This window comes from Microbispora rosea (assembly GCF_900156315.1).
Classification (GTDB): Bacteria; Actinomycetota; Actinomycetes; order Streptosporangiales; family Streptosporangiaceae; genus Microbispora; species Microbispora rosea.
Window position 1 is genome coordinate 59,577 of sequence record NZ_FTNI01000026.1, and the last position, 19,255, is coordinate 78,831.

Genomic DNA, 19,255 nt, shown 5'->3' on the forward strand with positions numbered 1-19,255 from the left:
CCGTCTCGGGAACCCCGGTCGGCACAGGGCAAAGTGCGGCAACCGGGGCAACCGTCCCCGAACCGGGGCGAGCGCCTTCCGTCAGCCGCCGGCGAGACGGCGGCTGCGCTCGCAGGCCGCCTCGATCGCGTCGAGGAACGCGGCCCGCACCTTGTGGCGCTCCAGCTCGGCGATGGCGGAGATCGTGGTGCCTCCCGGCGAGGTCACCGCCTCGCGCAGGATCACCGGGTGCTCCCCCGAGTCGCGCAGCATGATCGCGGCGCCGACGATCGACTGGGTGACCATGTCGAGGGCCGCGGCGCGCGGCATGCCCAGCAGGATCCCGGCGTCGACCATGGCCTCGACCAGGTAGAAGAAGTACGCCGGGCCGCTGCCGGACAGCGCGGTGGCGGCGTCCTGCTGCGACTCGGGGATGCGCAGCACCTTGCCCACCGGGCTGAGCAGTTCCTCGGTGCGCTTCAGATGCTCCTCCGAGGCGTGCGCCCCGGCCGAGATGACGCTCATGGCCTCGTCCACCAGGACGGGCGTGTTGGACATGACGCGGACGACCGCCACGCCGTCCCCGAGCCTCGCCTCCACGAACGCGGTCGTGATGCCGGCGGCCACCGAGATCACCAGCCGGTCGACCGCCACATGCGGGGAGATCTCGGTCAGCAGCGCGCTCATGTCCTGCGGCTTCACCGCGAGGATCAGCGTGTCGGCAAGCTTGGCGGCCTCGGCGTTGCCCGCGACGCGCACGCCGTACCGCTCGCGCAGCGCCTCGGCCCGCTCGGGCCTGCGGGCCGTCGCCACGATCTCATCCGGCCGCAGACCGGCGCGTACCAGCCCGGAGAGCAGGGCCTCGCCCATCTTTCCTGTCCCGAGAATCGCGATCATTCCTGCACCTCTTCTGGGCTTCGCCGGGATCTCCCCGCAGCTTACCGACCCCGCGGAACGGAGCCGAATGCGCTGCGCCGCGGCGTGGCCGGCAGGGTCAGTTCCAGTGGCCTGCGGCGGCGGTCTCGGCGACGTAGTCCTCGAACCGCCGGGGCGGCCGGCCGAGGGCGCGTTCCACGCCGTCGCAGGGCTCGGCGCCCCGCCCGTCGCGGATGTCCACGAGGAGACCGGTGAGCAGCCGCGCGGCGTCAGACGGGACGCCGTTCGCGACCTGGCGTTCCACGAAGGCCTCGGGGTCCACGTCGACGTGCCGGATCGTGCGTCCCGTGGCCCTGCCGATGAGCTCGGCCGCCTCTTCGAAGGCGATGGCCCGCGGGCCGGTCAGGTAATGGATCCGGCCGCTGTGGCGCTCCTCGGTCAGCGCCGCCGCGGCGACCTCGGCGATGTCCTCGGCGTCGACGAACGGGGTGCGCCCGTCGCCGGTGGGCAGGGCCAGGGTCCCGGAGACGATCCCCTGCCGCCAGAAGGCCTCGCTGAAGTTCTGCGAGAACCAGTCGGGCCGCAGGATGGTCCAGCCGACGCCCGAGTCGCGCACGGCCTGCTCCGCGGACTTCAGCGGGTGGTCGTCACCGGCCTCGCCCACGCCGTGGGCGGACAGCAGGACCAGCCGCCGCGCGCCTGCGGCCACCGCCTCGGCGACGAGAGCGGGGACGCGCGCCCGGCGGTCCAGGCCCGGCCGCAGGTCGGGCTCGACGATGTAGACGGCGGCGGCCCCGTCGAGCGCGGGCGCCCAGGTCTCCGGCCTGCCCCAATCGAACAGGACGTCCTCTCCGGTGCGGGATGCCGTACGGGCCTGCTTACCGGCGGCCTTCAGGCGCCGGACGACGCGGCGACCGGTCTTGCCGGTGCCGCCGAGAACGAGGATCTTCTCCATGCCTCAAGGAAACCGGGGGTAGCCAAGACAATCCATGGGAGAACGTCCCTCATTCATTTGTGATCGTCTAGCGTGACGGCATGGACGTGCTGAGCGATCTGCTCCACCGGGCTCATGCCAGGAACGCGCTGGTCAGGCAGTTGATTCAGCGTCCGCCGTGGGCGCTGGCCTTCACCGGCGCCCCTCCTCTCACGGTCGTGGCCGCGCTCGGCGGCCACGCGTCGGTCCGGCTCGACGACGCCGGCGTCGCGCCGGTGCGCCTGGCCCCGGGTGACATCGCCCTCATCGGCGGCGCCCACCCGCACACGATCGCCGACGATCCGTCCACCCCGCCGCAGGCCGTGATCCACGGGAGCAGGAAACTCCTCGTCGGCGACGGCGTGGCGGCGGCCGGGGCGATGGCCGGGGTGCAGCGGAGTCTTGGCCCGCGCACCTACGGCGACGGCCTGCCCGGGGCCACGATCATGCTCAGGGGCGCCTGCGAACTGCGCGGCGAGGCCGGCGTCCGGCTGCTGGGCATGCTGCCGGCGCTGGCGGTCGTGCCGGCCCAGCCGCGCACCCGGGCGGCCCTGGATCTGCTCGCCGCCGAGGTCGCCCGCGACGAACCCGGCCAGGACGCCGTCCTCCACCGGCTGCTCGACCTCGTGCTCGTGCTGGCGTTGCGGGCCTGGTGCGGCGGACCGGGGGCTTCGGTCCCCTCCTGGCACCGGGCGCTGGCCGATCCCGTCGCCGGCGAGGCGCTGCGCCTGCTGCACGAGCGTCCCGCTCATCGGTGGACGGTCGCCGAGCTGGCCGCCGGGGCCGGCATGTCCCGCGCCGCCTTCGCCGCGCGCTTCAGGAGCATGGTGGGCGAGCCCCCGCTCACCTACCTCACCGGCTGGCGGATGACTCTGGGAGCCGATCTGCTCAGCGACACCGACGCCACCGTCGCCGCCGTGGCCCGCGAGGTCGGCTACGGGGACGCGTTCGCGTTCAGTGTGGCGTTCAAGCGTGCCCACGGCGTCAGCCCCTCGGCCTGGCGCCGCCGGACGCGCTGAGCCAGGGCGTGCGGCGGCGGCGCTCAGGGGATTCGGTCAGGAGGTTCGGCGGCGCAGCGTGGCGGCGCCGAGCAGAAGGGCCAGCACGGCCGACCCCGCCACCACGACGACGTCGCGCCAGAACTCGCCGCCCGGGTCGGCGTCCGCGACCGCGTGCGCCATCGCCTCGATCGCGTACGACATGGGCAGCACGTCCGAGATCCATTCCAGCAGGGTCGCCATCTGCCCGCGCGGCACGAGGATTCCGCCGAGCAGGATCTGGGGGATCATCACGATCGGCATGAACTGCACGGCCTGGAACTCCGTACGGGCGAACGCGCTGCACAGCAGGCCGAGCGCGGTGCCGAGCAGGGCGTTGAGCAGGGCGACGAGCACCAGCGGCCACAGCGGGCCGGGCAGGTCCATGCCCAGCCAGGTGAGGGAGACGGCCAGCGCCAGCGCCACCTGGGCACACGCCGCCAGCCCGAACGCGAGGCCGTAGCCGAGGAGGAGGTCGAGCCGGCCGAGCGGCATCGCCATGAGGCGCTCCAGCGTGCCCGACGTGCGCTCGCGCAGGGTCGCGATCGAGGTGATGAGGAACATCACCAGGAAGGGGAAGACGCACAGCAGGATCGGCGCCCAGTGGCCGAACGCGCGCTCGTCGTCCATCACGTAGTAGAGCAGGATCATCACCAGCGTCGGCACCAGGACCATGAGCGCGACCGTCCGACGATCGTGGCGGAGCTGGGTCATGATCCGCCTGGCCGTGGCGAGGGTGATCGCGAGACTCATGCCGCCTCCTCGCCTTCGGTTCGGAGTGGGGTCGTGCCGGAGGCACGCAGGCGAACACCGCGCCGGACGCTGTGCCTGTCGATTCGCTCGCTGCGCTCGCTCACGCCGCCGCCCTTTCCTCGATCAGGCGCAGGAACGCCTCCTCCAGGTCGGTCGTACGCGTGCGCGCGCGCAGGGCGTCCGGGGTGTCGTCGGCGAGGATCTCCCCCTGACGCAGCACGATCAGCCGCTCGCACCGCGCGGCCTCGTCCATGACGTGGCTGGAGACCAGGATCGTGGTGCCGCCCTCCGCCAGGCGGTGGAAGAGCGTCCACAGCTCCTGCCGCAGCACGGGGTCGAGCCCGACCGTCGGCTCGTCCAGCACGAGCAGCTCCGGACGGCCGAGCAGGGCCGCGGCGAGCCCGGCGCGGCCCAGCTGACCGCCCGAGAGGGTGGACGCGAGCCGGCCGGCGGCGCCGGCGAGCCCCACCTCCGCGAGCACCCGCTCGGGGTCGTCCTTCGGCGCGCCGAGCACGGCGGCGAAGTAGCGCAGGTTCTCCAGCACGGTCAGGTCCCGGTAGACCGCCGGGCTCTGCGTCGAGTAGCCGATCCTGCGGCGCAGGCCCGCGCTCCCCGCGGGTTCGCCGAGCACGCTCACCTCGCCGCCGGACACGATCTGTACGCCCACGACCGCCCGCATGAGCGTCGTCTTGCCGCAGCCGCTCGGCCCGAGCAGGCCGGTGACCTGCCCTCGGGGCACCTCGAAGGTCAGGCCGTGGAGGACCTCCGCCCCGCCCCGGACCACCCGCAGATCCCGTACGGCGATCGCGGGACCCGATAAATTCATCATGTGATGAAATTAGACCCGCGAAACGGGCGCGTCAACGCTCGAGCGGCCGGTCGAACCACAGGCTCCTCGCAGCCGTGTAAGGGGCATGAGAAAGCTCTGGCTCGTGGCCCTCCTGTTCCTGGCGGTCGCCTGCGGAGGGACCTCCTCCACCTCGGCCTCACCCGAGCAGCCCGAGGCCTCCCCCTCCGGCACCGGAGCCGATCACGGCTCGTCCGCACCCGCCTCGCCGGTCGGCCCGTCCGGCGTGCCGAGCGGCACTCCGTCTCCCGTGACGCCCGCCGGCCCCACGCTGAACCCGCACAAGGTGCCGTGGGAGAGCGCCACCCCCACAGGGGACGGCAGGTCCCTCGACGTCGTGTGGTGGTCCGGAGTGGAGCCCTGCAACGTGCTCGACCGGGTCGAGGTGACCGAGACCGCGCGCGAGGTCACCGTCACCCTGTACGAGGGGCAGGACCGGCGTTCACCCGACGCCGTCTGCATCGAGATCGCGATCATGAAGAGCACGAAGGTGCACCTCAAGGCCCCCCTCGACGGCCGGAAGGTCGTGGACGGGGCGAAATAGATCACGTTCCCCCGCCCGGCATGTCCGTCCCGGACGGGGCAGAGAGGACCGTCCACACAAGTTCGCGATGACGGGATGAAATCCGCGCGCTCCAGGGTTGAGCCCCATAGACTCAAGACGTTTGACAGACCCCTCGGCGGGGCTAGTATTTGAGTCTGACCGACTCAACTTTGACTACAAGGACGTACTCATGGCACGTGCGGTAGGTATCGACCTGGGGACGACCAACTCTGTCGTCTCGATCCTCGAGGGCGGCGAGCCCACGGTCATCGCGAACGCTCAGGGCTCGCGGACCACGCCGTCCGTGGTCGCGTTCGCGAAGAACGGCGAGGTTCTCGTCGGCGAGGTCGCCAAGCGGCAGGCGGTGACCAACGTCGACAGGACCATCCGCTCGGTCAAGCGCCACATGGGCACGAACTGGTCGATCGAGATCGACGGCAAGAAGTTCACGCCCCAGCAGATCAGCGCGTTCGTCCTGCAGAAGCTCAAGCAGGACGCGGAGGCGTACCTGGGCGAGAAGATCAACGACGCGGTCATCACCGTTCCGGCGTACTTCAACGACGCCCAGCGGCAGGCCACCAAGGAGGCCGGCCAGATCGCGGGCCTCAACGTGCTGCGCATCATCAACGAGCCCACCTCCGCGGCCCTGGCCTACGGCCTCGACAAGGAGAAGGACCAGACCATCCTGGTCTTCGACCTCGGCGGCGGCACCTTCGACGTGTCCCTGCTCGACGTCGGCCAGGAGGACGGGCACGGGTTCGTCGAGGTCAAGGCCACCAGCGGTGACAACAACCTCGGCGGCGACGACTGGGACCAGCGGGTCGTCGACGAACTGGTGACCCGTTTCAAGAACGCGCACGGCGTGGACCTGGCCAAGGACAAGATGGCCCTCCAGCGCCTGCGCGAGGCGGCCGAGAAGGCCAAGATCGAGCTGTCGGCCCAGACCGAGACCACGATCAACCTGCCCTACATCACCGCCTCCTCCGAGGGTCCGCTGCACCTGGAGGAGAAGCTGACCCGGGCGGAGTTCCAGCGGATCACCGCCGACCTGCTCGAGCGATGCAAGGGCCCCTTCCACCAGGTCATCAAGGACGCGGGGATCAAGATCGCCGACATCGCCCACGTGGTCCTGGTCGGCGGCTCCACCCGCATGCCGGCCGTGTCCGAGCTGGTCAAGGAGCTGACGGGCGGCAAGGAGCCCAACAAGGGCGTGAACCCGGACGAGGTCGTCGCCATCGGCGCCGCGCTCCAGGCCGGTGTCCTCAAGGGCGAGGTCAAGGACGTCCTGCTGCTCGACGTCACCCCGCTCAGCCTGGGCATCGAGACCAAGGGCGGGATCTTCACCAAGATCATCGAGCGCAACACGACGATCCCGACCAAGCGCTCGGAGGTCTTCACCACGGCCGAGGACAACCAGCCGTCGGTGCAGATCCAGGTCTACCAGGGCGAGCGCGAGATCGCGGCGTACAACAAGAAGCTGGCCACCTTCGAGCTGACCGGCATCGCGCCGGCCCCGCGCGGAATCCCGCAGATCGAGGTCACCTTCGACATCGACGCCAACGGCATCGTGAACGTGTCCGCGAAGGACCTCGGCACGGGCAAGGAGCAGTCGATGACCATCACCGGCGGCTCGGCCCTGGGCAAGGACGACATCGAGCGCATGATGCGCGAGGCGGAGTCCTACGCCGAGGAGGACAAGCGGCGCCGCGACGAGGCCGAGGTCCGCAACAACGCGGACTCGCTGGCCTACCAGACGGAGAAGTTCCTCCGCGAGAACGACGAGAAGGTCCCGGCCGACGTGAAGACGGAGGTCAACGACTCGCTCGCCGAGCTGAAGAAGGCGCTGGAGGGCACCGACATCCCCGCCATCCGCACCGCCGCCGAGAAGCTCGCCACGGTCAGCCAGAAGATGGGCTCGGCCATCTACGCCCAGTCGCAGGCCGGCGCCGAGGGCGCCCCGGCCGGCGCGGACGCGGAGGGCGCCCAGGCGAAGGCCGACGAGGACGTGGTCGAGGCCGAGATCGTCGACGACGAGCGGGAGGGCGGCCACAAGTGAGCCCGCGTGAGAGCGGTTCCGAGGAGGAGCCGGTGATCCGCGACAACCGCAAGATCGACCCGGAGACCGGCAAGGCTCGCGAGGCCGCCGGGGACGCCCCCGAGGCCGCCCCCGGAGACCAGGGCACGCAGACGGCGGCGGCGCCCGCCTCGGGGTCCGCGAAGGACCTGCTCGCCGAGCGCACCGCCGACCTGCAGCGGCTCCAGGCGGAGTTCAGCAACTACCGCAAGCGGGTCGAGCGCGACCGGATCGCCGTCAGGGAACAGGCCGTCGCGAGCGTGCTCACCGAGCTGCTGCCGGTGCTCGACGACATCGGCCGCGCCCGTGACCACGGCGAGCTCACCGGCGGGTTCGCGAAGGTGAGCGAGTCGCTGGAGGCGGCCGTCGGCAAGCTGGGCCTGACCGCGTACGGCGTGAAGGGCGACCCCTTCGACCCGACCGTGCACGAGGCCCTGCTGCACAGCTACTCGGCGGAGGTGACCGAGCCGACGTGCGTCGAGATCCTCCAGCCGGGCTACCGGATCAACGACCGGATCCTGCGGGCCGCCCGCGTGGCGGTCGCGGAGCCGAGCGAGGATGCCGCGGCGCCGGAGGAGACGGCGGCCGGCTCCGGTGAGTCCGGCGAACCGGACGCGAACTAAGACCGCGGGGTCTCTCCCGATCGGCGAAGATCGGGAGAGACCCGCGAGGGCGCCCGTGACGACAGCCACGGGGGCCTGCGCGGAACACCGATTCACTCCCCTTTCGTGCGAAGGAAGCGATAGATGAGCACCAAGGACTACTTGGAAAAGGACTACTACGCCGTCCTTGGTGTGCCCAAGACCGCGAGCGCCGAAGAGATCAAGAAGGCGTACCGCAAGCTCGCCCGCAAGTACCACCCCGACGCCAACCCGGGGAACAAGGAGACCGAGGAGAAGTTCAAGGAGGTCTCCGAGGCGTACGACGTGCTCTCCGACGTCAAGCGGCGCAAGGAGTACGACGAGGCGCGCACGCTCTTCGGATCGGGCGTCGGCGGCTTCGCGGGAGCGGGGGGCCCGCGCGGCGCCGGCGGCGGCTTCAACTTCGACCTCGGCGACCTGTTCGGCGGCTCGGGGTCGAGCGAGCGGATCGGGGACCTGTTCGGGGGGTTGTTCAACCGGGGCGGAGCGGGCACGCGCACGACCACTGCCCGGCCACGGCGCGGCCAGGACGTCGAGTCGGAGGTGACGCTCGCCTTCGGCGAGGCGGTCGACGGCACCACCGTGTCCCTCCGGCTCACCAGTTCCGCCGCCTGCACCGCCTGCGGCGGCACGGGGGCGAAGGCGGGCACCACGCCACGGGTCTGCCCGACCTGCGAGGGAACCGGGGCGGCCAGCCGCAACCTCGGCAACTTCGCCTTCTCCGAGCCGTGCCGCGACTGCCGCGGCCGGGGCCTGGTGGTCGACGACCCCTGCCCCGTCTGCGAGGGCAGCGGGCGCGGCAAGAGCACCCGTACGATCCAGGCCCGCATCCCGGCCGGGGTCGGCGACGGCCAGCGCATCAGGATCAAGGGCAAGGGCGCGCCCGGCGAGAACGGCGGCCCGGCCGGGGATCTCTACGTGCTGGTCCACGTCAAGCCGCACCCCGTGTTCGGGCGCAGCGGGGAGAACCTGACCGTCACCGTCCCCGTCACCTTCCCCGAGGCCGCGCTCGGCGCCGAGATCAAGGTGCCGACGCTCCGGGGGATGCCGGTGACCCTGCGCATCCCGGAGGGAACGCCCAACGGGCGGACGTTCCGGGTGCGTGGCCGTGGGGCCCCCCGCAAGGACGGCACGAAGGGCGACCTGCTGGTCACCGTCCAGGTCACGGTGCCCCAGACCCTCGACGACAAGGCCCGCGCGGCCCTTGAGGAGTTCAGGAACGCCACGGAGGGCCAGGACCTTCGCGAAGAGCTGATCAAGCAGGCCAGAAGCGAGTGAGCCGATGGATGCCAGGTTTTTCGACATCTCCGACGACACCCCCGTCTATGTGATCTCCGTAGCCGCCCAGCTGTCCGGGCTGCACCCGCAGACGCTCCGCCAGTACGACCGGCTCGGGCTCGTGAGCCCCGGCCGTACGGCGGGGAGGGGGCGGCTGTACTCGACAAGGGACATCGTGCTTCTGCGCGAGGTCCAGCGGCTCTCCCAGGAGCACGGCATCAACCTCGCCGGCATCAAGCGCATCCTCGAACTCGAAACCGAGAACATGCGCCTGCACGAGGAGGTCACCCGGCTCAGGGGTGAGCTCACGATGTTGCGGGCACTGGTCCGCTACGAACTGCCACCTGCCTGATCGGCGGAAACGAGGCATTCACATATGGACTACAAGTTCACCCAGAAGAGCCAGGAGGCCCTGTCCGCGGCCGTCCGGCGTGCCGCGGCCGACGGCAACCCCGAGGTCGCGCCCGCGCACCTGCTGACGACCCTGCTCGCGCAGAACGGCGGCATCGCCGGTTCGCTGCTGCAGGCCGTCGGCGCGGACCCCCGGCACCTGCGTGCCCAGGCCGAGGACCTGCTCGACCGGCTTCCGAAGGCGCAGGGCTCCACCGTGAGCGCGCCGTCCAGCTCACGCCAGCTGCTGACCGTGCTCAACACCGCGGCGCAGCGGGCCAAGCAGCTTGAGGACGAGTACGTCTCGACCGAGCACCTGCTCGTCGGGCTGGCCACCGACGGCGGGCAGGTCGCCGACCTGCTCAAGGCCGCGGGCGCCACCCCCAACGCGCTGCTGGAGGCGTTCGAGAAGGTCCGCGGGCACGGGAGGGTGACCAGCGAGACCCCCGAGGACACCTACCAGGCGCTGGAGAAGTACGGCGTCGACCTCACCGAGCGGGCGCGTTCCGGCAAGCTCGACCCGGTGATCGGGCGCGACAGCGAGATCCGCCGGGTCATCCAGGTGCTGTCGCGGCGCACCAAGAACAACCCCGTGCTGATCGGCGAGCCCGGCGTCGGCAAGACCGCCGTGGTCGAGGGCCTCGCCCAGCGGATCGTCGCGGGCGACGTGCCCGAGAGCCTGCGCAACAAGCGCCTGGTCGCGCTCGACCTCGGCGCGATGGTCGCGGGCGCCAAATACCGCGGCGAGTTCGAGGAGCGCCTCAAGGCCGTGCTCAACGAGATCAAGGAGAGCAACGGCCAGATCGTCACGTTCATCGACGAGCTGCACACGCTGGTCGGCGCGGGCGCCGCCGAGGGCGCGATGGACGCCGGCAACATGCTCAAGCCCATGCTGGCCCGCGGCGAGCTGCGCATGATCGGCGCCACCACGCTCGACGAGTATCGCGAGCGCATCGAGAAGGACCCGGCCCTGGAGCGGCGGTTCCAGCAGGTCTACGTCGGCGAGCCGACGGTCGAGGACACGATCGCGATCCTGCGCGGGCTCAAGGGCCGCTACGAGGCGCACCACCAGGTGCAGATCTCCGACAGCGCCCTGGTCGCCGCCGCGACGCTCTCCGACCGCTACATCACCGCGCGGTTCCTCCCCGACAAGGCCATCGACCTGGTGGACGAGTCGATGTCGCGGCTGCGCATGGAGATCGACTCGCGTCCGGTGGAGATCGACCAGCTCCAGCGGATCGTGGACCGGCTGAAGATGGAGGAGCTCGCGCTCGCCAAGGAGACCGACGAGGCCAGCCGGCAGCGTCTGGAGAAGCTCCGCGAGGAGCTGGCCAACCGCCAGGAGGACCTCAACGCCCTGGTCAGCCGCTGGGAGCACGAGAAGGCCGGGCTCAACAAGGTCGGCGAGCTGAAGAAGCAGCTCGACGAGGCGCGCGGCGCGGCCGAGCGGGCCCAGCGCGACGGCGACTTCGAGGCGGCCTCCCGTCTCATGTACGGCGATGTGCCGCGGCTGGAGAAGGAACTGGCCGAGGCCACCAAGGCGGCCGAGAAGGCGGAGGCCGAGGCCGAGCCGATGGTGAAGGAGGAGGTCGGGCCCGACGACATCGCCGAGGTCATCTCCTCGTGGACGGGCATCCCGGCGGGCCGGCTGCTGGAGGGCGAGACCGCCAAGCTGCTGCGCATGGAGGACGAGCTGGGCAGGCGCCTGATCGGCCAGCAGCAGGCCGTCCAGGCCGTCTCGGACGCCGTGCGACGGGCCAGGGCCGGCATCTCCGACCCCGATCGGCCGACCGGCTCGTTCCTCTTCCTCGGCCCCACCGGCGTCGGCAAGACCGAGCTGGCCAAGGCGCTCGCCGAATTCCTGTTCGACGACGAGCGGGCCATGACCCGCATCGACATGAGCGAGTACAGCGAGAAGCACAGCGTGGCCCGGCTGGTCGGCGCACCGCCCGGATACGTCGGCTACGAGGAGGGCGGCCAGCTCACCGAGGCCGTGCGGCGCAGGCCCTACACCGTGGTGCTGCTCGACGAGATCGAGAAGGCCCATCCCGAGGTCTTCGACATCCTGCTGCAGGTGCTCGACGACGGCCGGCTCACCGACGGGCAGGGCCGCACGGTCGACTTCCGCAACACGATCCTGATCCTCACCTCGAACATCGGCTCGCAGTTCCTCGTGGACCCCACGATGGAGAACGAGGCCAAGCACGAGGCGGTGATGAACGCGGTGCGGGCGTCGTTCAAGCCCGAGTTCCTCAACCGGCTCGACGACATCATCGTGTTCGACGCGCTCGGCACCGAGGAGCTGTCGCAGATCGTGGACCTGCAGGTCGCCCGGCTCGCCCAGCGCCTGTCCGACCGCCGTCTGAAGCTGACCGTCACCGCGGCCGCCCGCGACTGGCTCGCGCTGACCGGCTACGACCCGCTGTACGGCGCGCGCCCGCTGCGCCGCCTGATCCAGTCGGCCATCGGCGACAAGCTCGCCAAGGAGCTGCTGTCGGGGGCCATCCGGGACGGCGACGAGGTAATCGTCGATATTGACGAGGCAGGTGACACGCTGACGATCCGGCCCTCTCGGTAAGGTCTTCCCCACCATTGGGGCAAGCGCGCCCCGCCCTTTCCTCTCGCTGCTACGTTCGGCGTTCGTCGGACTACCGTACGCGATCAGGGGGACGTGGATGTCCAGGACATCACGAAGTATTCGAGGGCGGTGCGTCGCGCTTGCGGCGGTCACTGCCGGGGTGAGCTGGCTCACCGGGGGCCCGGCGATGGCGAAGGACGGCGCGCTGGCCGACGCCTGCCGGGCCCAAACCCGCGACGTCACCGGCCACGACGCCATCGGCCGCGACCTCACGGGAGGACTGACCACCCTTCCGGCGGCGGGCGTGCTGAGCATCGCCGACGCGGCCGGAGCGGCAGCCGGGCAGGGGCACGACTCGCTTCCCACCGGCTCGGCCACGGTCGCCCGGACCATCCCGGGGCCCTCGGCGCTGCCGGCCGTGCCCGGCCCCCGTACGCTGCCGGGCACGGCATCCGGTGCCGCCAAGGCCGCTCCCGCCGTTCCCGGTGTTCCCAGCGTTCCCGGCGCCACAGCGGCGCTGCCCGCACCGGCGGGCGCCGCGAAGACGCTTCCCGCCGACGCCACGACCCTCTCGGCGCCCGCGAAGGCGGTCTCCGCGCCGGTGCACAACGCCGTGGCCGGCGCCACGGCCGTCGCCGAGCCGCGCCGCGCGCCCGCCGTTCCCGGGGCCGACGCCAAGACCCTGTTCCCGGTCAGGAGCACCGTGCCCCTCCTGGCCGTCGCCCCTGCCAAGCCCAGCACCGCGAACGCCTGCGCGCCGCAGGCGCTGCGGACCGCGCCGGCCGCCCGGGAGCGGGAGCACCCCCTCGCGCAGGGGAATTCGAAGAAGAGCCACCGGCATCCCAAGCCGCAGGACGAGTCGGCGGGCGCGGCGACCCGGGGCGACTCCGCCCAGGGCCGGGCGGCGCAGAAGCCGGGGACGCAGAAGCCGGGCCAGAGGCCGGATGCGCGGAACCAGGGCGCACAGGGCGCTCTCGCGCCCCAGGGCGTGTCCAACAGCACCAGTTCGCAGAGCGGCGCCTCGGGCCAGGAGCAGAGCACGAAGACCTTCCCGGTGAAGGACCGCCGCCACCGCAAGGCGCACCACCCCCACAAGCAGCCCGGCGTCGCGGCTCCCGCCCAGGGCGCCAATCAGGCGGGTCAGGCCGGACGTCCCATGCCCGGCACGCGCAACACCGCCCTGGCCGAGGGCGAGCGCAAGAAGGGAACCAAGGACAAGCGTCAGCGGGACGACGCCGCGCGCGGGCAGGGGACCGGCATGGGCGTGGAGCCCGACGTCGCGGACGGCCGGCACGTGCCGCGGCTGCGGCCGCGCGTGTACCCCAAGGCGGCCTCGCACCAGCAGGTCGGCGACATCACCGCCCCGGCCGCCCTCACCAAGGCGACGGACACCCGCGCGGTGACCGATTTCGCCGCCGCGACCGGCAAGAAGCTTCTGCCGTAACCCCCGATCCGCCGTACGACGCGTATGACGGCGGCCTTGCGGCCGGCGGCCCGGGTTCGGCGACCGGGCCGCACGAGGAGTGGTTCGCCGGGCGAGTTCGAGAAGACAGCGTGACCAAGGGGCCGTGACGCACGGCCCCTTTTCACATGCCCTCACACCGGCCGGCGTACGTGACCGCTGTGACCCGCGGCCCCGAAGCCGGGATGCGGGGAGGACTCAGCGGGAGACGTCGAGGAGGGCGTCGAGGTCGTCCTCGGGCAGGCCGAGATCGAGCCGGATGCGATAGCGGGTGCGCAGCAGCGAGTCGCGGATGCCTGACCCCGTCGTGCCGCATGCGCGAATGCCGTCGGTGGCCCACTCGTGCGCCGCGTCGAGGTCGCCGTACGCCATGAGCGTCTCGGCGACGGTCAGCGCGGTGGCCGGGTTCCAGTCCCCCGACCTGACCGCGGCGATCACCGCCCTGGCCTCCTCGGGCCGGTCGAGCTCGAACAGTGTGTCGGCGATTCCCGCCCGCGGGTCCACCGGCACCTCCCCGCCGTCCTCCAGGGCGCTCTGGTATCGGTCGAGGGCGGTCGCGGGCTGACCGGCCGAGCGCCACTCCTCCGCGGAGAGCACGAGGATCGCCGCCCTGGACATCTCTCCCGATTCGTACCCCTGGGCCAGCGCGTCGAGGCGGCGGGCGAGGGCACCGTGGTCATCGAGCAGCAGAGCCTGTTCGAGCAGTCGGTCCACCTGCTCATTTGTCACATGTGCCACAGAGCCGAGGCTACCGATCCCGGCCTGTTTTCGCAGGACAACACCAGGCATTGCCGAAGCAACGATTAGTACACGTTTGACTACTATCCGCTTTTCCCAGCAGATAGTCGGGCATATCGCACCATGCCTGTGCCAATCGAAGCTCGGCGAGGAGCGTTACAGCATGTCCAAGCGGGTGATTCTGACTCTCGCCTCCACAACGGTGCTCGCCGCCGTGGTTCCGGGTTTCGCCGGCTTCGTCACGGCCCAGTACGAGGCGCTCGACCAGGCCCGCGCCGAACTGGCCCGGCTGCAGACCAAGCTGCAGATGATGGAGCTGCGGGTCGAGCCTGCGGCGACGCTGCGATGCCGCACCGGCGCGACCGGGAAGAGACAGCCGAGCCTGATGGACGAGGACGACACGCGGGAGCTGACGATACCGCCGCGCACCCGCACCAGGTCGTGGCAGAACACCGCCTACGTCCAGGGCACCGTACCGGAGCGGTGGCCCTCGATCGGCGTCCCCCGCGTCGTACCCGGCCCGCAGGCGCCGGGCGATCCGCACCGCCCCCGCGAGTGAGCCGCTCCGCCCATAGGGAACGGCCCGCACCGCGAGGGCGCGTGTCGTCAGGCGCGCCGCGAGACGGCGGAGGCGAGCTGGCGGGACAGATACCCGCGGACGAGCTGTTTGGCTTCGTCCACGATCCCGGGGTCGCCGTGCGGGTCGTGCCGGAAGGCGAGCTTCAGCACCGCGTCCCCGGCCTCGACGGCGACGAGGATGGCACGATCCAAATCCTCGCTGTCGGCCAGTCCGAATTCAGCGAGCAGCAACGCGCGCAGCCGCCCGGCGATCACGGTGTTGTTGTCGGACACGGAGTCGAGGAGGTCGAGGTCGAAGACCTCGCCGAAGTGCAGCGAGCGGAACCCGGGAACGCTGCGGTGCATCTCGACGTACTCGTCGATGATGGCGCCGACGGCGTCCCACCAGCCGGCGTAGTCCTCCACCATGAAGCGACGCCCGACCCGCGCGACGAACAACTCGACGTTGCGCCGTGTCAGGGCCTGGCTGAGCGCCCGCTTGTCCGGGAAGAACTGGTAGACCGACCCGATCGCCACTCCGGCCCGCTCGGCCACCCGGGTGGTCGTCAGCGCGTCGTACCCGCCCTCGTCGAGCAACTCGGCGCAGGCGTCGAGCATCCGCTCCACTCGGCGGGCACTGCGACGCTGCGAAGGACGCCGCCGCAGCGGCTCACCGGGATGTGACGCGCGGGGCGACATCCCCTCACCACTCCCATGGCCCCGTTTTTCGGCGGCAGCACAGGTCTCAACGGCAGCACACTGCTCGACGGCGAAAGCGGGACCGCCTGCTTCCTTCACATACCGGCTGGACACTCACCCATCTTGCCTGTTTCACGCGCCGTGGTCAGCGCTTATCGACCGGTCGTCTGAATTGCGGCAAGAATCCCGTAGCGCCGTCGTCAGGAGTCGGCGGGTGCGGCCGACAGGCCGGTGCAGCCGCGCAACGCGCGGTACGCGCCGAGCGCCTGCTGCTTGGCGCCACCCGTCACGGGAATCGGCACGCCGCCGTTGATCCGCGCGGGGGTCCACTGGTCCTTGAGCACCTTCCTGCCATTGATCGTCAAAGTGAGCACGCCGGTCGTCCCGGTGTCGGGGCCCCAGTTGTAGAAGGCGAAGTTGCCCAGGCCGTAATGCACGTACGCCTCACCGGAGTAACCGCCGCCCAGCAGGATGTGCGCGTGGCTGCCCACGATGACGTCGGCTCCCGCGGCCACCAGCTTGTCCGCCAGGCTCCGCTGCACCGGCGTCGGGCACTTGACCAGCTCGGTGCCCCAGTGCAGGAACACGATGACGGTGTCGGAGTTCTTGCGTGCCTGCCGTACGGCACGCAGGAGGCGGGGCTCGTTCTTCGCCGACGCGAGCCCGGCCTTGTCTCCGGAGGCGGTCCACGACTGGATGAACTGCTGGTCGAGCACCTGGGTCGCACCGATGATCGACACCCGGTTGCCGTTGACCGTTCTGCGATAGGGCCGGTATGCCTCGGTCTCGTTCGCGCCGATGCCGATGACGGGGAACTTCGAGGACCTGATCGCGGCGAGCGTGTCCCGCAGGCCGCTCTCCATGTAGTCCATGCCGTGGTTGTTGGCCATCGTGACCACGTCCACCCCGGCGGCCTTCAGAGCCGTGAACGCCGCGGCCGGGGCGCGGAAGGTGAACTGCTTGCCCGGCGCGGGCGTGCCCGCGGTGGTGATGGCCGTCTCGAGGTTGAGGGCGGTGAGATTGGACCTGCGCAGCACGGCGGCGATCGGGCCGAGCGCCGTACGCGGGTCGGCGTCGAGCCGGTTGCGCAGGATGCCCTCGAAGTGCACGTCACCCGCGAAGGAGATCGTGAAGGGGCGTCGCTGCGGCTTGGGAGCCGGCGTCGCGGTCTTGACCTCCGGTTGTGACGCGCCGGGGACGGGCTCACTCTCCGCCGGGCTGCACCCCGCGACGAGGAGGGGGGCCGCGAGGAGAGCGAACAGGGACAGGGCGAGGGGCTGACGTCTCACGGCACCCGAGCATGCCATCTCCCGCCGTCATCCGGGGAGCCCGGGGGAGATCCAAGGGCAAATAACTGGGAGAGTTCCTTTACTTGAATCATTCAAGTGTGCTGCTAACGTGGGAGCTGTGGACGACGCCGGGCGCCTTCGCCAGGCCGGACTTCGGGTGACCGCGGCTCGGCTCGCGATATTGCACACCGTGGATGGAGGCGACCACCTCGACGTGGAAGCCATCCATCGCGGAGTGTGCGATCGCGTCGGCCAGGTGTCCCTGCAAGCCGTCTACGACTCGCTGAACGCGTTGCAGCGCGGTGGACTGCTCCGCCGCATCGAGCCCGCGGGCAGCCCGACGCGGTACGAGACGCGGGTGGGCGACAACCACCACCACCTCGTCTGCCGCAGCTGCGGCAGAGTCACCGACGTCGACTGCGCGGTGGGGCACGCGCCCTGCCTGGAGCCGGTGTCGGACGCCGGCTACCTCGTGGACGAGGCGGACGTCATCTATTGGGGCCTGTGCCCCCCGTGCCGGGCCGAGACCGGCAGCGCCCAGCCCCACTCCGCCCACGCCTGAGCCTCGCGCCCCCTGCTTCCGTCGTTTCCGCACGCGGTTCCAATGAAGTGACTCCGGAGGACAGCCCCATGACCGACAGGCCCATCACCACCACTGACGCCGGGATCCCCGCTCCCAGCGACGAATTCTCGCTGTCCGTCGGACCCAACGGCCCGCTGCTGATGCAGGACCACTACCTGATCCAGAAGATGGCCCACTTCAACCGGGAGCGGGTGCCCGAGCGCGTGGTGCACGCCAAGGGCGGCGGCGCGTACGGCGTGCTGCGGATCACGGAGGACGTCAGCCAGTACACCAAGGCCTCGCTGTTCCAGAAGGGCAAGGAGACCGAGCTCATCCTGCGGTTCTCGACCGTCGCCGGCGAACTGGGCAGCGCCGACACCGTGCGCGACCCCCGCGGCTTCGCGATCAAGTTCTACACCGAGGACGGCAACTACGACATCGTCGGCAACAACACGCCGATCTTCTTCATCCGCGACCCCTCGAAGTTCTCCGACTTCATCCACTCGCAGAAGCGCCGCGCCGACACCCACACGCGCGACCACAACATGCAGTGGGACTTCTGGACGCTGTCGCCCGAGTCGGCCCACCAGGTGTCGTTCCTCATGACCGACCGCGGCACTCCGCGCAGCTGGCGGCACATGCACGGCTTCGGGTCGCACACCTTCCTCTGGTACAACGCCGCCGGCGAGAAGTTCTGGGTCAAGTATCACTTCAAGACCGAGCAGGGCGTCGAGAACTTCACCGACGCCGAGGCCAAGGCGCTGGTGGCGGAGGACCCGGACTTCCATCTCCGCGACCTGCACACCGCCATCAGGAACGGCGACCACCCGGCGTGGACGGTCAACGTCCAGATCATGCCGTTCGAGGACGCGGCGGACTACCGGTTCAACCCGTTCGACCTCACCAAGGTCTGGCCGCACTCCGACTACCCGGAGATCACCATCGGCCGGTTCGTGCTGAACCGCAACCCGGAGAACTACTTCGCCGAGGTCGAACAGGCGGGATTCGAGCCGGCGAACCTGGTGCCGGGCGTCGGGCCCTCCCCGGACAGGATGCTGCAGGGCCGGCTGCTCTCCTACCCGGACGCCCACCGCTACCGCATCGGGCCGAACTACCTGCAGCTTCCGGTCAACGCGCCGAAGGTGCCCGTGCACAGCTACAACCGCGACGGTCATATGCGTTACCGCAACCCGGGCGACCCGGTCTACGCGCCGAACAGCGTCAACGGCCCCGCGGCCGACCCGTCGCTCTACGAGGGCGAGAACTACCAGATCACCGGTGAGATCATCCGGAGCGCCTACGTCAGGCACCGCGAGGACGACGACTACGTCCAGCCCCGCGCGCTGTGGGAGAACGTGCTCTCGGACGTCGACCGCGACCACATGGTGGGCAACATCGTCGGCCACGCCTCGGCTCCCGAGGTCACCGCCGACATGAAGAAGCGCGTTGCCGACTACTGGACCAACGTCCACAAGGACCTCGGCCAGCGCGTGGCGCAGGGACTCGGCGTCGCCTGACCCCCTTCCCCTCACGTACGGCTCGCGCCCTTCTCGGGGCGCGGGCCGTACGTGCGTGCGCGACCGTCGTCACGAGCGCCCCGCGGGCGTCGTTTCCCGAGGTCGGGACATCCGGCCGGACTCGCCTCGCGGAAGGCCGGATCACCGAGGACCGGGGCCTGCGAAGGCCGGATTCGCTGAAAGGCCGGGCTGATTTAAAGGTCGAACTCGCCGTCCTTCACGCCGCCGATGAACGCGTCCCATTCCGCGGAGGTGAAGACGAGAGCGGGACCGTCCTGGTTCTTGCTGTCGCGCACGCCTACATGCCCGTCGGGCAGTACGGCGACTTCCACACACTGGCAGTTGTTAGAGCTCCGGCTGCTCTTCCACCAGGCGGCGCCGGACAGGTCAATCGAGTTCATGGACAATGTTTCTCTCCCCCCGGAAATCATGTCGCGCAGGTTCCCGGGGCGGTCTAGAG

The 19,255-nt window shown here is 70.6% G+C and carries 19 protein-coding genes; 11 read left to right on the forward strand and 8 right to left on the reverse strand.

Annotation, left to right across the window (positions count from 1 at the left end):
• Positions 1-81: 81 nt before the first annotated feature.
• Together proC and BXA11_RS30360 are read right to left on the reverse strand one after the other, a co-directional pair.
• Entirely contained in the window at positions 82-876 is a 795-nt protein-coding gene (gene proC / locus BXA11_RS30355; protein WP_076440015.1) for a pyrroline-5-carboxylate reductase, read from the reverse strand.
• A gap of 97 nt (positions 877-973) precedes the next feature.
• Positions 974-1,810 (reverse strand): NAD(P)H-binding protein, encoded by an 837-nt coding sequence (locus BXA11_RS30360; protein WP_076440017.1) that lies wholly within the window; start codon positions 1,808-1,810, stop codon positions 974-976.
• Positions 1,811-1,890: 80 nt separating this feature from the next.
• Here BXA11_RS30360 and BXA11_RS30365 point away from each other — a divergent pair, with 80 nt between their 5' ends.
• Positions 1,891-2,847 (forward strand): AraC family transcriptional regulator, encoded by a 957-nt coding sequence (locus BXA11_RS30365; RefSeq protein WP_076440019.1) that lies wholly within the window; start codon positions 1,891-1,893, stop codon positions 2,845-2,847.
• Between the two features lie 36 nt (positions 2,848-2,883).
• Here BXA11_RS30365 and BXA11_RS30370 read toward each other — a convergent pair whose 3' ends face one another.
• Positions 2,884-3,618, reverse strand: a complete 735-nt coding sequence (locus tag BXA11_RS30370; RefSeq protein WP_030506816.1) for an ABC transporter permease — start codon at positions 3,616-3,618, stop codon at positions 2,884-2,886.
• Positions 3,619-3,718: 100 nt separating this feature from the next.
• The gene (locus BXA11_RS30375; RefSeq protein ID WP_204053517.1) at positions 3,719-4,447 is read right to left on the reverse strand and encodes an ABC transporter ATP-binding protein; all 729 of its coding nucleotides are present in this window, start codon (positions 4,445-4,447) and stop codon (positions 3,719-3,721) included.
• Between the two features lie 85 nt (positions 4,448-4,532).
• Here BXA11_RS30375 and BXA11_RS30380 point away from each other — a divergent pair, with 85 nt between their 5' ends.
• From BXA11_RS30380 to BXA11_RS30410, 7 genes are all read left to right on the forward strand, one after another.
• On the forward strand, positions 4,533-5,009 hold the full coding sequence (locus BXA11_RS30380; protein WP_239104854.1) for an RAD23 family protein: 477 nt from the start codon (positions 4,533-4,535) through the stop codon (positions 5,007-5,009).
• A gap of 190 nt (positions 5,010-5,199) precedes the next feature.
• Positions 5,200-7,065, forward strand: coding sequence for a molecular chaperone DnaK (gene dnaK / locus BXA11_RS30385; RefSeq protein ID WP_030506813.1), 1,866 nt, complete (start codon positions 5,200-5,202; stop codon positions 7,063-7,065).
• A gap of 32 nt (positions 7,066-7,097) precedes the next feature.
• Complete coding sequence (gene grpE / locus BXA11_RS30390) at positions 7,098-7,706, forward strand: nucleotide exchange factor GrpE (protein WP_239104855.1); 609 nt, start codon at positions 7,098-7,100, stop codon at positions 7,704-7,706.
• A gap of 123 nt (positions 7,707-7,829) precedes the next feature.
• On the forward strand, positions 7,830-9,002 hold the full coding sequence (gene dnaJ, locus BXA11_RS30395; RefSeq protein WP_076440022.1) for a molecular chaperone DnaJ: 1,173 nt from the start codon (positions 7,830-7,832) through the stop codon (positions 9,000-9,002).
• Positions 9,003-9,006: 4 nt separating this feature from the next.
• Positions 9,007-9,354, forward strand: a complete 348-nt coding sequence (locus BXA11_RS30400; protein WP_030506810.1) for a heat shock protein transcriptional repressor HspR — start codon at positions 9,007-9,009, stop codon at positions 9,352-9,354.
• Between the two features lie 24 nt (positions 9,355-9,378).
• Positions 9,379-11,970 (forward strand): ATP-dependent chaperone ClpB, encoded by a 2,592-nt coding sequence (gene clpB, locus BXA11_RS30405; RefSeq protein WP_076440024.1) that lies wholly within the window; start codon positions 9,379-9,381, stop codon positions 11,968-11,970.
• A 160-nt stretch (positions 11,971-12,130) separates the two neighbouring features.
• Positions 12,131-13,414: a hypothetical protein gene (locus tag BXA11_RS30410; RefSeq protein WP_143734598.1), complete on the forward strand. Its 1,284-nt coding sequence runs from the start codon at positions 12,131-12,133 to the stop codon at positions 13,412-13,414.
• A 216-nt stretch (positions 13,415-13,630) separates the two neighbouring features.
• Here BXA11_RS30410 and BXA11_RS30415 read toward each other — a convergent pair whose 3' ends face one another.
• A complete protein-coding gene (locus BXA11_RS30415; RefSeq protein WP_204053519.1) occupies positions 13,631-14,170 on the reverse strand; it encodes a YfgM family protein in 540 nt (179 codons plus the stop codon).
• Between the two features lie 163 nt (positions 14,171-14,333).
• On the opposite strand from BXA11_RS30415, the gene BXA11_RS30420 reads away from it, so the two are divergent.
• Positions 14,334-14,729 (forward strand): hypothetical protein, encoded by a 396-nt coding sequence (locus tag BXA11_RS30420; protein ID WP_030506806.1) that lies wholly within the window; start codon positions 14,334-14,336, stop codon positions 14,727-14,729.
• A gap of 47 nt (positions 14,730-14,776) precedes the next feature.
• Here BXA11_RS30420 and BXA11_RS30425 read toward each other — a convergent pair whose 3' ends face one another.
• Both BXA11_RS30425 and BXA11_RS30430 read right to left on the reverse strand, forming a co-directional pair.
• The gene (locus BXA11_RS30425) at positions 14,777-15,346 is read right to left on the reverse strand and encodes a TetR/AcrR family transcriptional regulator (RefSeq protein ID WP_308441012.1); all 570 of its coding nucleotides are present in this window, start codon (positions 15,344-15,346) and stop codon (positions 14,777-14,779) included.
• 281 nt (positions 15,347-15,627) lie between these two features.
• Positions 15,628-16,716: a CapA family protein gene (locus BXA11_RS30430; protein ID WP_239104856.1), complete on the reverse strand. Its 1,089-nt coding sequence runs from the start codon at positions 16,714-16,716 to the stop codon at positions 15,628-15,630.
• A gap of 109 nt (positions 16,717-16,825) precedes the next feature.
• Here BXA11_RS30430 and BXA11_RS30435 point away from each other — a divergent pair, with 109 nt between their 5' ends.
• Together BXA11_RS30435 and BXA11_RS30440 are read left to right on the forward strand one after the other, a co-directional pair.
• Positions 16,826-17,278, forward strand: coding sequence for a Fur family transcriptional regulator (locus BXA11_RS30435; protein ID WP_030506803.1), 453 nt, complete (start codon positions 16,826-16,828; stop codon positions 17,276-17,278).
• 68 nt (positions 17,279-17,346) lie between these two features.
• On the forward strand, positions 17,347-18,795 hold the full coding sequence (locus BXA11_RS30440; RefSeq protein ID WP_076440033.1) for a catalase: 1,449 nt from the start codon (positions 17,347-17,349) through the stop codon (positions 18,793-18,795).
• Between the two features lie 194 nt (positions 18,796-18,989).
• Here the strand turns inward: BXA11_RS30440 and BXA11_RS30445 are convergent, their stop codons facing one another.
• Positions 18,990-19,196, reverse strand: coding sequence for a DUF397 domain-containing protein (locus BXA11_RS30445; protein WP_030506801.1), 207 nt, complete (start codon positions 19,194-19,196; stop codon positions 18,990-18,992).
• Between the last annotated feature and the right edge of the window lie 59 nt (positions 19,197-19,255).

Bases quoted from the DNA above. Each gene is read 5' to 3' on its own strand.
- proC (WP_076440015.1), bottom strand. From the start codon at position 876: ATGATCGCGATTCTCGGGACAGGAAAGATGGGCGAGGCCCTGCTCTCC.
- BXA11_RS30360 (WP_076440017.1), bottom strand. From the start codon at position 1,810: ATGGAGAAGATCCTCGTTCTCGGCGGCACCGGCAAGACCGGTCGCCGC.
- BXA11_RS30365 (WP_076440019.1), top strand. From the start codon at position 1,891: ATGGACGTGCTGAGCGATCTGCTCCACCGGGCTCATGCCAGGAACGCG.
- BXA11_RS30370 (WP_030506816.1), bottom strand. From the start codon at position 3,618: ATGAGTCTCGCGATCACCCTCGCCACGGCCAGGCGGATCATGACCCAG.
- BXA11_RS30375 (WP_204053517.1), bottom strand. From the start codon at position 4,447: ATGATGAATTTATCGGGTCCCGCGATCGCCGTACGGGATCTGCGGGTG.
- BXA11_RS30380 (WP_239104854.1), top strand. From the start codon at position 4,533: ATGAGAAAGCTCTGGCTCGTGGCCCTCCTGTTCCTGGCGGTCGCCTGC.
- dnaK (WP_030506813.1), top strand. From the start codon at position 5,200: ATGGCACGTGCGGTAGGTATCGACCTGGGGACGACCAACTCTGTCGTC.
- dnaJ (WP_076440022.1), top strand. From the start codon at position 7,830: ATGAGCACCAAGGACTACTTGGAAAAGGACTACTACGCCGTCCTTGGT.
- BXA11_RS30400 (WP_030506810.1), top strand. From the start codon at position 9,007: ATGGATGCCAGGTTTTTCGACATCTCCGACGACACCCCCGTCTATGTG.
- clpB (WP_076440024.1), top strand. From the start codon at position 9,379: ATGGACTACAAGTTCACCCAGAAGAGCCAGGAGGCCCTGTCCGCGGCC.
- BXA11_RS30420 (WP_030506806.1), top strand. From the start codon at position 14,334: ATGTCCAAGCGGGTGATTCTGACTCTCGCCTCCACAACGGTGCTCGCC.
- BXA11_RS30425 (WP_308441012.1), bottom strand. From the start codon at position 15,346: ATGCTCGACGCCTGCGCCGAGTTGCTCGACGAGGGCGGGTACGACGCG.
- BXA11_RS30440 (WP_076440033.1), top strand. From the start codon at position 17,347: ATGACCGACAGGCCCATCACCACCACTGACGCCGGGATCCCCGCTCCC.
- BXA11_RS30445 (WP_030506801.1), bottom strand. From the start codon at position 19,196: ATGAACTCGATTGACCTGTCCGGCGCCGCCTGGTGGAAGAGCAGCCGG.